This window comes from Pseudomonas sp. ATCC PTA-122608 (genome assembly GCF_001952855.1).
In the GTDB taxonomy this organism is placed as follows: Bacteria; Pseudomonadota; Gammaproteobacteria; order Pseudomonadales; family Pseudomonadaceae; genus Aquipseudomonas.
In genome coordinates, this window is record NZ_LPNO01000046.1 from 157,734 (window position 1) to 171,625 (window position 13,892).

The following is a 13,892-nucleotide window of genomic DNA, read 5'->3' on the forward strand; positions in this document are numbered from 1 at the left end:
CCCGGCGGTTGGCTGTCGCCCAGGTAGCTGAAGCCAATAATGATAAGAAGTCAGCGCAGAAGGGACATAAAAGTGAGGTCGATACGTCGGCCTTGTGTGCCCACCCTGCGGTCCCCGAATGAATGTGCAAACCCCGCGGTGCGTTGCCTGGCGCAGCGTGATTGAGGGTTGCCCATGATCAGGGGCGGTGGGGCGGATGGCGTTTTATCATAGGTGCTACTGATGTTTAAAAAAGTAAACACTGCCCTGCTGGGGCTGGCTTTGTCGATGGGGATCACCTCCGTTCACGCGGAAGAGGCAAAGAAAGTCGATGTGCTGCTGATCGGCGGCGGCATCATGAGTGCGACCCTGGGTGTGTGGCTCAATGAGCTGCAACCGGATTGGTCGATGGAGATGGTCGAGCGCCTTGATGGCGTGGCCGAAGAAAGCTCCAACGGCTGGAACAACGCCGGTACCGGTCACTCGGCTTTGGCTGAGCTGAACTACACCCCGGAAGACAAGAACGGCAACGTTGAAATCCCGAAAGCGGTCGAGATCAACGAAGCGTTCCAGATCTCCCGTCAGTTCTGGTCCTGGCAGGTTCAGCAGGGCGTCCTGAAGAACCCGCGTTCGTTCATCAACTCCACTCCGCACATGAGCTTCGTGTGGGGCGATGACAACATCAAGTTCCTGAAGAAGCGTTACGAAGCGCTGCAAGCGAGCCCGCTGTTCGCCGGCATGCAGTACTCCGAAGACCCGGTTCAGATCAAGAAGTGGGTCCCGCTGATGATGGAAGGGCGTGACCCGAACCAGAAAATCGCGGCCACCTGGACCCCGATCGGTACGGACGTGAACTTCGGCGAGATCACCCGCCAGTTCGTCGCTCACCTGCAAACCACGCCGAAGTTCGACCTGAAACTGTCGAGCGAAGTGCAGGACATCACCAAGAACGCCGATGGCACCTGGCGTGTCAGCTACAAGAACCTGAAAGACGGCACCAAGACTGAAACCGACGCCAAGTTCGTGTTCATCGGCGCGGGCGGCGGTGCACTGCACCTGCTGCAGAAGTCGGGCATTCCTGAAGCCAAGGAATACGCGGGCTTCCCAGTTGGCGGTTCGTTCCTGGTGACCGATAACGCAACGATTGCCGAGCAGCACCTGGCCAAGGCCTACGGTAAAGCTTCCGTTGGCGCACCGCCGATGTCGGTTCCGCACCTGGACACCCGCGTGCTGGATGGCAAGCGCGTGATTCTGTTTGGCCCATTCGCGACCTTCTCGACCAAGTTCCTGAAAGAAGGCTCGTACCTGGACCTGCTGACCAGCACCACCACCCACAACATCTGGCCAATGACCAAAGTGGGTATCCGCGAATACCCACTGGTCGAGTACCTCGCCGGCCAACTGATGCTGTCGGATGACGACCGCTTCAAGGCGCTGCAAGAGTACTTCCCGAACGCCAAGAAAGAAGACTGGCGCCTGTGGCAAGCCGGTCAGCGTGTGCAGATCATCAAGCGTGACGAAGAGCAGGGCGGCGTCCTGAAACTCGGTACCGAAGTGGTCAGCTCGGCTGACAACACCATTGCAGGACTGTTGGGTGCATCGCCAGGCGCGTCCACCGCGGCTCCGATCATGCTGACCGTGCTGCAGAAAGTGTTCAAGGAACAGGTTGCTTCCCCGGCGTGGCAGGAAAAGCTGCACCAGATCGTGCCTAGCTACGGCACCAAGCTGAACGACAGCCCGGAAGCCGTTGCAAAAGAATGGGCCTACACCGCCAACATTCTGCAACTGACCCCTCCGCCAGCGATTCCGCAGTTGACTGCTCCTAAAGCCACCGAGGCTGCCAAGCCTGCGGCTGAGCCGAGCAAGCCAGCTTCTGACATCGCGCTGTAAGACGTTGGAGAGGTCCTGATTCAGGATCAACCCGATGTAAAAAAAAGCCCGCTGAACCGGTAACGGTCAGCGGGTTTTTTGCAGGTGTTACCAGTGCGCGGGCAACTCGACCTGGCGCTCTGCAGCCGCCAACGCCGCCTTCAGTCCCTCTTTATCCAGAGGTATGCAGTACGCCGGCTTGGCGCGTTCAAACCGCCAGCTCTCATCCAGCCCACCGGCATCTACTGCGTCGAAGCCGATCTCGTCCAACAGGGCGATGACTTGCGCCTTGGCTGCCGGGTCATCCGCTGCGACCGGGAGCGCACGCCGGTCCGGCGCACCGCGGGTGCGGGCGTCCTGGGTCAGGTCCGGCGCCAGGATGGCATTGAACACTTTCACTACATTCGACTGCGACAGATGCTCGGCCACCAACCGGCTGGTGGTGGTTTCGAAACGGTCGAGCACGGGAATATGGCCGTCGCGATTCGGGTAGTAGTTGTTGGCATCCATCACGGTTTTGCCTTCCAGCCACTGCGCCGGCACGCTGCGGTAATGCTCGAACGGAATGGCCAGCAGCACTAATTCGCCAAATTGCGCCGCCTCTTGCGCGGTGCCCACTTGAACCCCACGAATGCCACTCAGCACGCTGCTCATGGACTGCGGGCCACGGGAGTTGCTCAACATCACTTCATGGCCGGCGGCCAACGCCAATTGCGCAACAGCGCGCCCGATAAAGCCTGCTCCGATGATGCCAATTTTCATGTCAGTGCTCCTTTGTTGAGAGAGCCGTTATGATGATTGGCTACTGAATGAGGATAAATGGCCGTTCTGGTCTGGGTGTTGTTACTGGGAGTAGTGAATGATGGACCGCCTATCAAGCATGAGTGCCTTTGTGATGGCTGCCGAGTTGGGCTCCTACGCCCGCGCGGCCGAGCGCCTGGGTATGTCAGCACAGATGGTGGCCAAGCATGTAGCGGCGCTGGAGCAGCGACTGGGCGCACGCTTGCTCAACCGCACCACGCGCCGACAAAGCCTGACGGAGTTGGGGAGCGCGTACTACGAGCGTTGCAAACACATCCTGACGGAGGCAGAGGCAGCGGATTCCCTCGCGCAGATCATGAATGACACGCCGCGGGGCAAACTCAAAATCAGCGCCCCCGTGACCTTTGGCTCCTACAGCCTGATGCCGCTGGTGACCGAGTTTTTACGGGACAACCCCGAGGTCGAAATCGACCTGCACCTGACCGACCGCTTTGTCGACCTGGTGGAGGAGGGCTACGAAGTGGCGTTTCGCATCGGCCCGCTGGCGAACAGCAGCCTCACCGCAAGGCCGCTGCAGCCCTATCGCCTGGTGGTCTGCGCGTCGCCGAAGTACCTGGCCGAGCGAGGCACGCCACTCACGCCCGCAGACCTTGAACACCACGAGTGCCTGGGATACGCCTACTGGTCACGCCCGGCTGATCGCGAATGGTCGTTCTACCAAGGCTCCGTGTTGCACAAGGCGCAGGTCGCCAGCCGCCTGCACGTGAATGAAAGCCGGGCCCTGATGTCTGCCGCGCGGGATGGTTTTGGGATTGTGCTCGGGCCTGAGGATTTTTTACGTTCGGCCTTGAACAGCGGCGAACTGGTACGCCTGCTGCCGGACTTCGAGGCGCCGAGCCGGCAGATGCATCTGCTCTACACCGCGAACCGCCAGCGCACCGCCAAGCTGCGGCGATTTATCGACGCGGTGCTGCTGCGTTTCGGCCCGCCCTAAACGCTGTAGCCGGATTTGACTTGTTCATACACATGCAGCGCTAACAGGTTGCTGCTATCGCAGAGCAAATACAGATGATGCACCGGCAACGGCGGCAATTCTGCCCCGGCGATCACTCGCGTCAATCCCTTGCCCATCCGGCTCTCTTCCACCAAACCCACCGCCATCCCGCTGCGGATGCAGGCTTCAACGGCCGGCGAACTCGCGCTTTCCAGCAGCACCCGATAGTAAGTGCCGTGCTCCTTCAGGGCCCGAATCGCTGCGGCGCGATAGGGGCAACCTGACAGTTGCACGGCAATCGGCAGCGGCGCCTGCGGTGGATAGCTGAAGTGTTCGGCGGCGACCCATAGCGGCTGGATTTCCCCCAGGCGCTCGCCTTGTTCCAAGGGCTGGGCGCTGACAATCAGGGCCAGGTCCAGCTGCTTGCTGCTGAACAACGTCAGCAGTTCGCCACTGGAGCGCGCTTCTACCTCCAGCTCCAACAGTGGGTTGTCGACGACCAGGCGGGGCAGAAAGTCCTGCATGAAGTCCGGGGCATATGAATCAGGTAGGCCCAGGCGGATTTTGCCCTGCATGCGTTGCGGCGTGAGCGAGGCCAGCAAGCGGTCGTGGCTCTTGAGAAACTCGGTGGTTTCACCCAGAAGTTTCTTGCCGTACATGGTCAGCTCAACCCCTTGGTTGCTGCGGCTGAACAGGCGTTGGCCGACCTGATCTTCGAGCTTTTTGATTTGCGTGGTCACCGTCGAAGCACTGCGGTGCACGTGATTGGCCGCTTCGTTAAATCGCTGAAAACGGGCAACGGCGTGGAAGGTACGCAATAGATCGATGTTCAGTTGTTTGCTCATGATTCCACTTTTCAGGATTAGTGGTGCGGCTTATTCAAATATACAGAATCATGCGCGGCACTTAGCCTTTTGGTCAATCAAGCGAACCGGAGGCTCAATGAAACGATCAACCATAGGGCTGCTGCTGTTACAGATGGTGTTCGTCCTGTCTTGGAGTTCGGGCTTTATCGGCGCGAAATTGGCGACCCAGAGTGACGGTATTTTCAATGTGCTGTTCTGGCGTTTTTTACTGGTGTCTTTGTGCCTGGCGCTGTTTTTGAACGTGCGACTGCTGAAGGTTTCCTGGGCGCAGATCCGCCACCACGCGGTGGTCGGTTTCCTCTCGCAGTTTCTGTATTTGACCTGTGTCTACGTGGCGATCCAGAACGGCTTGCCGCCGGGAATTGCGGCGATCATCGCGGCATTGCAGCCATTGATGACGGCGGCGCTGTCATCGGGCAGCGTGGCCGAGCGCAGTGGTGGCTGGCAATGGCTGGGGTTGATGATCGGTTTTACCGGCGTGTCGATTGTGATCGCGGGTCAATACCGCAACAGCCGGGTCGAAGTCGAGTTGGTCATGTATTTACTGCCCCTGGTGTCGGCGCTCGGTCTGACCGTGGCCACGCTGTACGAACGCCGGTCGGCCCAGACTCAGTCCGGTGACCTCAGCCTGGCGCTGTTTATTCAGTCATTGCTGACCTTGATCGGATTTGCGGCGGCAGTGCTGTACACCGATACGCTGAGCATTCCACGGGCTCCCAATGTGTTGGTTTCCATCATTTGGCTGACGGTGTTTTCAACCTTCGTGGCTTACCTGAGTTTGTGGATGTTGCTGCGGGTCATGACAGCCACCCATGTGGCGGCATTGGTGTACCTGGAACCACCGGTGACGCTGGTGTGGGCTGCACTGATGTTTGGCGATGTGATTTATGCATCGACGTATATAGGAATCGCCGTGGTGGTGGCGGGGCTGATTTTGGTGCGTTTGAAACAACCGGCCGCAGCGTGTACATCCTGAAAGGTCAGTTTTTCTTTACCTGCCGTCCGCCCGTGGGTTCAGCAATCTGACAGTTGGCACCTGTTAAAAAGTCTTATAGCCAAGCAGGAGCGCGGCTGGAACAAGGGGGCATTTTTACTGATGTAAACGCTGGGCGGTGACGCCCGAGGATTCTGTATGTTGTTACGTTATGCGGCATTGGCGGCTCTGGTCGTCGCGGCTTCCGGGTGTGTAGAGGAGCGGGTCGTGCATGATCGACGACCGGTGCAGCGTGAATATGTAGAAGTCGTCGCGCCGCAACCGCCGCCGGTGCAGGTCATCGAGGTGGAGCCGGAAGGGCGACCTGGCTACCTGTGGTCGCGTGGCTACTGGCGTTGGGAAGGCGGGCGGTATGTGGCGGTGCATGGTCACTGGGAGCCGGAGCGCCCGGGTTATCGCTATGTGCATCCGCACTGGGTACAGCGCAATGACGGCTATCACTGGCAAGGCGGCGGTTGGGTTCGCTGACCGTTTTCCATTGGCTTAAATCGGCTTCTTCGTACCCAGAAGCCGAACTTCCCTGAGCAGCGCCGCGCCTAACTGGCCGGTGCCGAGCTCCTTGTAACCTACGGCTTTTACATCACCGTTCTCTTCCGCCTGGATGAGGATCACCGGTGTTTCCTTCCCTGTGCCTTCGTCAACATGCATCGCGTATTGCGGGATATCCAGCTTGATCGGCGTGCCTGCCGGCTTGCCCTTCACATTGATCAGAAACGCGGCACAACCGGTGTCCACATCCTGGCTGGTAGCGGAACGACCGCTGACGAAGCAGGTGACGGGCAGGTCGGGCCAGGTGATGGATTCGGCGAGGGCGAGAGTGGGGATCAGCGTCAGGAAAAGTAGTGTGAGTTTGCGCACTTTAGTTCTTCCAGATTTGGGTCAGTCGTCATGCATATGACGTGGATAGGCCAAAGGTTACGCGAACCGTGAAAGAGAGTTCCAGCCAGCCAGGAGGATTTTGATGCCTGCTTGGCGCAGGCTTGTGTCATCTGTTCAATGCTAATCGGTTTGTCGAGGCAACGAATCAGACCTTATCAGCGCTTGAACGCTGACTGTTGTGGGTTGAGGCTCAGGTTTGTTGTTCATTGACCAGGTTCCTTGGGCAAACTTTTGGATGCGCTGAGTAGCGCCAGGCGGTAAAAAGATAGCCCAACCGCTTTCTTCCCGGCATCGAATACTGCTGCTCAAAGAGATACAACATATGACCGACCGCCACCTCATCATCCCCACCTCCATGCACCCCATCGTCGAGCGCGCCGGCTACGTTCCTGCGGTAAAAGTCGGCAAGACGTTGTACTGCGCAGGCCAGGTCGGCCGCACGGAAAACCTGGAAGTCATCACCGACCCCGAGGCGCAGTTCATCGCAGCCTGGGAGAGCCTGCGGCTGGTATTGGAGGAGGGTGGGTGTACCTTCGAAGACGTGGTCGACATGACCACCTACCACGTGAACCTTAGCGAACACATGGCGGTTTTCCGTGAAGTGAAAAACCGCCTGTTCCCGCGAGGGTTGTGCGCCTGGACGGTCATTGGCGTATCAGAACTGGCCAATCCGGGCTTGCTGCTGGAGATCAAGTGCGTAGCGGTTCAGCGCTGACTCACTGCACCACGCGGTAGCACGGTACATACGCCGCGCCGCCGGGCAGTTTCATCCGGTGCTGCTCCACAAACGCCTTCAGCAACTCGTCCAGCGGCTTCATGATCGCCGGGTCGCCATGAATCTCATACGGCCCGTTCTGCTCGATCAAGCGGATGCCCTTGTCCTTGACGTTGCCCGCCACGATCCCGGAGAACGCCCGGCGCAGGTTGGCCGCCAGTTCATGGGGCGGCAGGGCGTGGCTCAGTTGCAGGCTGGCCATGTTGGCGTGGGTCGGGTCGAACGGGCGCTGGAAGCCTTCGTCGATCTTCAGCAGCCAGTTGAAGTGGAACGCGTCGTTGCGCTCGCGGCGGAACTGTTTGACCGCTTTTAAACCGACAGTCATCTGCCGCGCCACTTCAGCCGGGTCGTCGATGATGATCTGGTAGTGGGCCTGCGCTGCTTCACCCAAGGTTGCGCCGACGAACGCGTGCAACTGTTGCAGGTACGGCGCGGCGTGTTTCGGCCCGGTGAGGATCACCGGGAACGGCACGTCGCGGTTGTCCGGGTGCATCAGGATGCCAAGCAGGTACAGGAACTCTTCGGCGGTGCCGGCGCCGCCCGGGAAGATGATGATGCCGTGGCCGACGCGCACGAAGGCTTCCAGGCGCTTTTCGATGTCCGGCAAAATCACCAGCTCATTCACGATCGGGTTCGGCGCCTCGGCGGCGATGATCCCAGGCTCGGTCAGGCCCAGGTAGCGCCCGCCGGTAATGCGTTGCTTGGCGTGGGAAATGGTCGCGCCCTTCATCGGGCCTTTCATCACGCCGGGGCCGCAGCCGGTGCACACGTCGAGGCTGCGCAGGCCGAGTTCGTGGCCGACCTTTTTGGTGTATTTGTATTCTTCGGTATTGATCGAGTGCCCGCCCCAGCACACCACGATCTTCGGCTCGACGCCCGGGCGCAGGGTGCGAGCGTTGCGCAACAGGTGGAACACGTAGTCGGTGATGCCCTGGGAGCTGCTCAGGTCGATGCGCTGGCTGTCCAGTTCGTTTTCGGTGTAGACGATGTCGCGCAGGGCGCTGAACAGCATTTCCCGGGTGCTGGCGATCATTTCGCCATCGACGAAAGCGTCAGCGGGAGCGTTCAACAGTTCCAGGCGCACGCCACGGTCCTGCTGGTGGATACGGACTTCGAAGTCTTTATAGGCGTCGAGGATGGTCTTGGCGTTGTCGATGTGCGCGCCAGTGTTGAGGATGGCCAGGGCGCATTGACGGAAGAGGGTGTAGATGCTGCCGGTACCGGCTTCGCTCAGTTGCTGGACTTCACGTTGCGACAGCGTTTCGAGGCTGCCTTTAGGGCTTACGGAGGCATTGATGACTTGTCTTTGGGGCATTCTGATTCCCTGAAAGCACGGCCACCGGACCATGGAAGGCCCGTGGCTTGAGGATAGTGCGCGCCGTTTTCGGTCGCATTGGACTGGCATTTTCCCCGGCACTGGAGCCAGGCGCAAACACCGTCGCGCACCATCATGCCGCAGAAGTTACTGAATCAGCTTCCAGTTTTTGTAGAAAAACCGCCGCAAGGTAAAGACGGCTCCGGCAAAAGCCGCGATCAGGCCGTTTAGCAAGGACGGCATCAGGGTTGGCCGCACGATATCGATGAACAGGCAGTAGCGCTTGGCGTCGTTCTTGTTGAAGGAAGCGTGCATCAGCGTGTCGTCGAAGATAAACAGCGGGTCATCGTGCCAGTAGTGCTTGTGCTTGCCGACCTGAATGTACACGCCGTCGTGATGGGGCGCCGGTGCCATGTTGTAGAGCACGCGGAACATCATGCGCAGCGGGCCGAAGTGAAACGAAGTGGAACGGTTTTCGTTGAACACCGACACGCCGATGGTTTTCACGTAGGGCAGTTTTTCCCGCAGTTGCGGGATATCCAGGGTGGTCTCGATCGGGCGACCGTACCATTGGAAAAACAGCATGCCGCGTTTTTTCTCGGCCATGCGCTCATCCAGGTACTGGATGATTTCGTCTTTGTTGGCCATGGCGTCGTCGATCACCTTTTGCAGGTCTTCGCGCCAGGCTGGCGGCAGGTCGTTCATCTTGTAAACGTGGCGATTGCGCAGGCTCAACAAATCAAACAGCGTGTTGAACGGTGCCAGCAGCCAGGTATTGCGGCCGTTGCCGACGAAGTACTTCTTGATGGTCGGGCCGTCGTACAAGCCATTGCGCAGGAAGTCATACAGCCCGCAGAACACCACCAACAGCAGAAACACGAGGGTGGTACGCGGGAAGCAATAAATGAACAGCAATACGCCAAGGACCCAGGCGGCGGACGCCAGGCGTTTGCGGATGACACTCTTACTCATGAAACTGGGCTCCATCGGGCGGTTTTCGATTGCTTCAAAATCGCCCGATCCTGGGCTGGCAAGGCCAGGCAGATGAACGTAAATCCCTATGGCGGGTGCCGGATTTGAAACATGTCGAAATAATATCGCCATCATAAGGGGTTATTTAGCCGCCGGGCGGTTTAAATATTGCGAAATTGTGAAGGTCGAGCACAGTTTTTTACCACTGCCCCCGCAAACCACCGCAGTTGTGCGCCGGATCAAACGCTTGGCGGATAGCATTTTGTGAACAGAAGATTTGCGACTATCGTGACGCTTCGGTTTTCCGGACGTCATAGACCGGTACGATTGACGCTGTAATGGCCACCATTGGCCTTCGGCACCTTGGAAGAGGCAGAAATTTTATGATCATCAAACCGCGGGTTCGTGGCTTTATCTGTGTGACCGCTCACCCGGTTGGCTGTGAAGCGAACGTCAAAGAGCAGATCGACTACGTGACCGAACACGGTGCCATCGCAGGCGGCCCGAAAAAGGTGCTGGTCCTCGGGGCTTCCACCGGCTACGGCCTGGCCGCGCGCATCAGCGCTGCCTTCGGCTGCGGCGCCGACACCCTGGGCGTGTTTTTTGAGAAAGAAGGCGAAGAAGGCAAGCTCAGCTCTGCCGGCTGGTACAACAGCGCCGCCTTCGAGAAGTTTGCGCTGGAAAAAGGCCTGTATGCCAAGAGCATCAACGGCGATGCGTTCTCCGACGAGATCAAGCGCCTGACCATCGAAACCATCAAGAAAGACCTGGGCAAGATCGACCTGGTGGTCTACAGCCTGGCCGCGCCACGCCGTACCGACCCGCAAGGCGTGGTGCACACCTCCACTCTGAAACCGATCGGCAAGGCCGTGACCCTGCGCGGTATCAACACCGACAAGGGCATCGTGGTCGACACCACCCTTGAGCCGGCTACCCAGGAAGAAATCGACGGCACCGTGAAAGTCATGGGCGGCGAAGACTGGCAGCTGTGGATCGACGCCCTGCGTGACGCCGACGTGTTGGCCGAAGGCGCCAAGACCACCGCGTTCACCTACCTCGGCGAGAAACTGACCCAGGATATCTACTGGAACGGCTCCATCGGCGAAGCCAAGAAGGACCTCGACAAGAAAGTCCTGACCCTGCGCGACAACCTGGCTGCACTGAAGGGCGACGCCCGTGTGTCGGTGCTCAAGGCCGTGGTGACCCAGGCCAGCTCGGCGATCCCGATCATGCCGCTGTACCTGTCGCTGCTGTTTAAAGTGATGAAAGAGCAGGGCACCCACGAAGGTTGCATCGAACAGGTCTATGGCCTGTTCAAGGACAGCCTGTATGGCAAAGAGCCCAAGCTCGACGCCGACGGCCGCCTGCGTGCCGACCTGAAGGAACTTGAGCCGAAGGTTCAAGACGCGGTAGCGGCCCTGTGGAATCAGGTCTCTGACGACAACGTCAACGAGATCAGCGATTTTGCCGGCTACAAGGCAGAATTCCTGCGCCTGTTCGGTTTCGAGATCGACGGCGTGGACTACGACGCTGACGTCAATCCGACCGTGAAGATCAAGGGCCTGGTTCAGGCTTAAGCGCTTCGGGTAATGAAAAAGCGGCCTCCAGGGGCCGCTTTTTTGTGCGCGTCATGCCAGACTGAGGCCGTTATCACACCCACGCTAACGGAGGATCTTCATGACGATTCGTGCAGTCGTTTTTGATTTCGGCGGTGTCCTGTTCGACTGGAACCCGCACCATCTCTACCGCCAGCTGATTGCCGACGACCATGAACGCCAGCAATTCCTGGACACCGTCTGCACCCAGGCCTGGAACACCGAGCAGGACGCCGGGCGCACCCTGGCCGAGGCGACCCGCACGCTGATTGCCGAACATCCGCAGCATGAACCACTGATCCAGGCGTACTACGACCGCTGGCACGAGATGCTGCGTGGTTCATTGCCTGAGGGCGTGGCGATCCTCGAAGCCTTGCATGAGGCAAAGATGCCGCTGTTCGGCCTGACCAACTGGTCCGCCGAAACCTTTCCCTATGCCCGAGCCAACTACCCGTTCCTGCGATATTTTCGCGACATCGTGGTGTCTGGCGAAATCAAGTTGATCAAGCCCGATCCCGCGATCTACCACGCCAGCCTGGCGCAGGTGCGCGCCCATCTGCCGGATATCCAGCCGGGGGAGGTGGTGTTTATTGACGATGTAGTCGGCAATATCGACGCGGCCATTGCGCTTGGCTGGCAAGGGATTCACCACGTATCTGCCGGGCAGACCCGCGAACGCTTGCGCGAACTCGGGGTGGACCTCTAGCGCGCCCACTTCTCCATGACGAAATCCACAAATGCCCGCAGCTTGGGTAGGCGATAACGGTCTTGGGCGTACAGCAAGTGCATTGGTCGGCTGGGCAGTTGGTAGTCCGTCAGTAATGCCACCAGTTTCCCGGCCCGCAAGTCTGGCTCGACCAAGGCGTCAGGCAGCATCACGATGCCCATGCCTTCCAGTGCAGCCTGGCGCAAGGCCTGCGAACTGTTAATGGTCAACGAGCCGGAAACGGGGATTTCCACGTCGCCCTCTGCGCCGCGCATTCGCCACAACTTGTCGGCGTTGCGCCAATCGTCGGTCGCCGGGTAAGCGAACGCCAGGCAGTCATGTTGCTGCAGATCATCGGGGCGTTGAGGTGTGCCACGTCGCGCCAGGTACTCCGCAGAGGCGCAGAGGGTGATGGTGTAATCCTGCATGGGGCGCGCAATCAGGCTTGGAGCGTCCAGGTCGCCCAAGCGGATGGCCACGTCAAAGCCGCTGTCGACCATGTCCATCCGCTGGTTGCTCAGCACCACGTACAGCTTGATCTGTGGGTAGCGCCGGGAAAATTCGCTGAGCGCCGGTGCCAGGCGTTCGGTGCCAAAAGCCGGTGGTGCGGTGATCCGCAGCAGGCCCTTGGGCACGTCGCTGTTGGCTTGTTCGGCCATTTGCTCAGAGTCTGCCACCAACCCCAGCACTTCCAGGCAACGCTGATAATACAGGCCGCCAAACTCGGTCAGGCTTTGCTTGCGTGTGGTGCGTTTTAGCAGGCTGACCCCAAGTCGTTGCTCCAGGGCACGCAGGTGATTGCCGACCATGGTGGTGGACATGCCGCATGACTGCGCGGCGGCCGTCATGCTGCCGGCTTCCACCACTTTCACGTACACCGTCATCGCCTGGAACAGATCCATTATCAAGTCCTGGTTTAAAGTGATTGCAGATTTATGCAGTTTATCCAGCTCAGATGGCTAACGATACTGGCGCCATCACTACGATGCACTGGAGCCTGATGCCATGACCGCCGCCTGCCTGATGACCACTTATCAACCGTCGCCCCTGAGCTTTACCCGTGGCCTTGGCACGCGCCTGTGGGACCAGCAGGGTCGCGAATACCTGGACGCCGTGGCGGGTGTGGCGGTGACCAACGTCGGTCACTCCCACCCGCGCCTGGTGACGGCCATCAGTGAACAGGCGGGCTTGCTGCTGCACACCTCCAACCTCTACAGCATCGACTGGCAGCAGCGGCTGGCCCAACGACTGACCCAGCTTTCCGGGCTGGACCAGGCGTTCTTCAACAACTCCGGTGCCGAAGCCAACGAGACGGCACTGAAGCTGGCCCGGCTGCATGGCTGGAAAAAGGGCATCGAACAGCCGCTGGTGGTGGTGATGGAAAATGCATTTCACGGGCGCACACTGGGCACCATGTCCGCCAGTGACGGGCCTTCCGTGCGGCTAGGGTTTCAACAGTTGCCGGGGGATTTTATCAAGGTCGGCTTTGGTGACTTGAAGGCGCTGGAAGCCGTGACCCAGAAGTTTGGTGCGCGCATTGTCGCGGTGCTGCTGGAGCCGATCCAGGGTGAAAGCGGCGTGCAAGTCGCGCCGCAGGGTTATCTGAAAGCCTTGCGCGAGCACTGTACCCGGCAGGGCTGGTTGCTGATGCTCGATGAGATCCAGACCGGAATCGGCCGCACCGGTCGCTGGTTTGCCTTCCAGCATGAAGGCATCGCGCCGGACGTGATGACTTTGGCCAAAGGCCTGGGCAACGGCGTGCCGATTGGCGCGTGCCTGGCCCGGGCTGCTGTTGCGCAACTGTTCACGCCCGGAAGCCACGGCAGCACCTTTGGCGGCAACCCGCTGGCCTGTCGCGTGGGTTGTACAGTGCTGGAAATCATCGAAGAACAAGGCCTGCTGTACAACGCGGCGCAACAGGGCGAGCGGCTGCTGGCGCGCCTGCGGGTGGAGTTGAGTGAACATCCCCAGGTACTGGCGATTCGCGGGCAAGGGCTGATGATCGGCATCGAACTGGCAACACCTCACCGCGACCTGGCCCAGCGCGCGGCGCAAGAGCATGGCCTGCTGATCAACGTCACGCGGGGCAAGATCATTCGCCTGCTGCCGCCGCTGACTATCGATGGCAAGGAGGTGGAAATGATCGTGCGTGCGCTTTCCCGGTTGCTGGACTAGACATGGATGAG

General features: G+C 59.6%; 14 protein-coding genes. 8 read left to right on the forward strand and 6 right to left on the reverse strand.

The features are described from left to right. Window positions 1–222: 222 nt before the first annotated feature. Window positions 223–1,869, forward strand: coding sequence for a malate dehydrogenase (quinone) (gene mqo / locus AU074_RS26610; protein WP_076017264.1), 1,647 nt, complete (start codon window positions 223–225; stop codon window positions 1,867–1,869). Between the two features lie 87 nt (window positions 1,870–1,956). On the opposite strand, the gene AU074_RS26615 is transcribed toward mqo, so the two are convergent. After that, entirely contained in the window at window positions 1,957–2,610 is a 654-nt protein-coding gene (locus AU074_RS26615; protein ID WP_076017265.1) for an NADPH-dependent F420 reductase, read from the reverse strand. Between the two features lie 97 nt (window positions 2,611–2,707). Here AU074_RS26615 and AU074_RS26620 point away from each other — a divergent pair, with 97 nt between their 5' ends. Further along, on the forward strand, window positions 2,708–3,604 hold the full coding sequence (locus AU074_RS26620; RefSeq protein ID WP_076017266.1) for a LysR family transcriptional regulator: 897 nt from the start codon (window positions 2,708–2,710) through the stop codon (window positions 3,602–3,604). Here AU074_RS26620 and AU074_RS26625 read toward each other — a convergent pair. After that, entirely contained in the window at window positions 3,601–4,449 is an 849-nt protein-coding gene (locus AU074_RS26625; protein WP_076017267.1) for a LysR family transcriptional regulator, read from the reverse strand. The genes AU074_RS26620 and AU074_RS26625 overlap by 4 nt on opposite strands. Before the next feature lie 97 nt (window positions 4,450–4,546). On the opposite strand from AU074_RS26625, the gene AU074_RS26630 reads away from it, so the two are divergent. Together AU074_RS26630 and AU074_RS26635 are read left to right on the forward strand one after the other, a co-directional pair. Then, window positions 4,547–5,446, forward strand: a complete 900-nt coding sequence (locus AU074_RS26630) for a DMT family transporter (RefSeq protein WP_076017268.1) — start codon at window positions 4,547–4,549, stop codon at window positions 5,444–5,446. Between the two features lie 156 nt (window positions 5,447–5,602). After that, the gene (locus AU074_RS26635) at window positions 5,603–5,932 is read left to right on the forward strand and encodes a YXWGXW repeat-containing protein (RefSeq protein WP_063032202.1); all 330 of its coding nucleotides are present in this window, start codon (window positions 5,603–5,605) and stop codon (window positions 5,930–5,932) included. Window positions 5,933–5,947: 15 nt separating this feature from the next. Here the strand turns inward: AU074_RS26635 and AU074_RS26640 are convergent, their stop codons facing one another. Further along, complete coding sequence (locus tag AU074_RS26640) at window positions 5,948–6,322, reverse strand: hypothetical protein (RefSeq protein ID WP_076017269.1); 375 nt, start codon at window positions 6,320–6,322, stop codon at window positions 5,948–5,950. A gap of 343 nt (window positions 6,323–6,665) precedes the next feature. On the opposite strand from AU074_RS26640, the gene AU074_RS26645 reads away from it, so the two are divergent. After that, window positions 6,666–7,058: a RidA family protein gene (locus AU074_RS26645; protein WP_076017270.1), complete on the forward strand. Its 393-nt coding sequence runs from the start codon at window positions 6,666–6,668 to the stop codon at window positions 7,056–7,058. Between the two features lies 1 nt (window position 7,059). Here the strand turns inward: AU074_RS26645 and ppnN are convergent, their stop codons facing one another. Then, a complete protein-coding gene (gene ppnN, locus AU074_RS26650) occupies window positions 7,060–8,433 on the reverse strand; it encodes a nucleotide 5'-monophosphate nucleosidase PpnN (protein WP_003218868.1) in 1,374 nt (457 codons plus the stop codon). A gap of 147 nt (window positions 8,434–8,580) precedes the next feature. Beyond that, window positions 8,581–9,405 carry an aspartyl/asparaginyl beta-hydroxylase domain-containing protein gene (locus AU074_RS26655; protein WP_076017271.1) on the reverse strand — a complete coding sequence of 275 codons (825 nt, stop codon included), beginning with the start codon at window positions 9,403–9,405 and terminating at the stop codon, window positions 8,581–8,583. 383 nt (window positions 9,406–9,788) lie between these two features. Here AU074_RS26655 and fabV point away from each other — a divergent pair, with 383 nt between their 5' ends. Beyond that, entirely contained in the window at window positions 9,789–10,982 is a 1,194-nt protein-coding gene (gene fabV / locus AU074_RS26660) for an enoyl-ACP reductase FabV (protein ID WP_076017272.1), read from the forward strand. 100 nt (window positions 10,983–11,082) lie between these two features. Then, window positions 11,083–11,706, forward strand: a complete 624-nt coding sequence (locus AU074_RS26665; protein WP_076017273.1) for an HAD family phosphatase — start codon at window positions 11,083–11,085, stop codon at window positions 11,704–11,706. On the opposite strand, the gene AU074_RS26670 is transcribed toward AU074_RS26665, so the two are convergent. Beyond that, window positions 11,703–12,608: a LysR family transcriptional regulator gene (locus AU074_RS26670; protein ID WP_076017274.1), complete on the reverse strand. Its 906-nt coding sequence runs from the start codon at window positions 12,606–12,608 to the stop codon at window positions 11,703–11,705. The two genes, AU074_RS26665 and AU074_RS26670, sit on opposite strands and share 4 nt — an antisense overlap. A 103-nt stretch (window positions 12,609–12,711) precedes the next feature. On the opposite strand from AU074_RS26670, the gene AU074_RS26675 reads away from it, so the two are divergent. Further along, window positions 12,712–13,881 (forward strand): aspartate aminotransferase family protein, encoded by a 1,170-nt coding sequence (locus AU074_RS26675; protein WP_076017275.1) that lies wholly within the window; start codon window positions 12,712–12,714, stop codon window positions 13,879–13,881. Window positions 13,882–13,892 lie beyond the last annotated feature (11 nt).

Bases quoted from the DNA above. Each gene is read 5' to 3' on its own strand.
- mqo (WP_076017264.1), top strand. From the start codon at position 223: ATGTTTAAAAAAGTAAACACTGCCCTGCTGGGGCTGGCTTTGTCGATG.
- AU074_RS26615 (WP_076017265.1), bottom strand. From the start codon at position 2,610: ATGAAAATTGGCATCATCGGAGCAGGCTTTATCGGGCGCGCTGTTGCG.
- AU074_RS26620 (WP_076017266.1), top strand. From the start codon at position 2,708: ATGATGGACCGCCTATCAAGCATGAGTGCCTTTGTGATGGCTGCCGAG.
- AU074_RS26625 (WP_076017267.1), bottom strand. From the start codon at position 4,449: ATGAGCAAACAACTGAACATCGATCTATTGCGTACCTTCCACGCCGTT.
- AU074_RS26630 (WP_076017268.1), top strand. From the start codon at position 4,547: ATGAAACGATCAACCATAGGGCTGCTGCTGTTACAGATGGTGTTCGTC.
- AU074_RS26635 (WP_063032202.1), top strand. From the start codon at position 5,603: ATGTTGTTACGTTATGCGGCATTGGCGGCTCTGGTCGTCGCGGCTTCC.
- AU074_RS26645 (WP_076017270.1), top strand. From the start codon at position 6,666: ATGACCGACCGCCACCTCATCATCCCCACCTCCATGCACCCCATCGTC.
- ppnN (WP_003218868.1), bottom strand. From the start codon at position 8,433: ATGCCCCAAAGACAAGTCATCAATGCCTCCGTAAGCCCTAAAGGCAGC.
- AU074_RS26655 (WP_076017271.1), bottom strand. From the start codon at position 9,405: ATGAGTAAGAGTGTCATCCGCAAACGCCTGGCGTCCGCCGCCTGGGTC.
- fabV (WP_076017272.1), top strand. From the start codon at position 9,789: ATGATCATCAAACCGCGGGTTCGTGGCTTTATCTGTGTGACCGCTCAC.
- AU074_RS26665 (WP_076017273.1), top strand. From the start codon at position 11,083: ATGACGATTCGTGCAGTCGTTTTTGATTTCGGCGGTGTCCTGTTCGAC.
- AU074_RS26670 (WP_076017274.1), bottom strand. From the start codon at position 12,608: ATGGATCTGTTCCAGGCGATGACGGTGTACGTGAAAGTGGTGGAAGCC.
- AU074_RS26675 (WP_076017275.1), top strand. From the start codon at position 12,712: ATGACCGCCGCCTGCCTGATGACCACTTATCAACCGTCGCCCCTGAGC.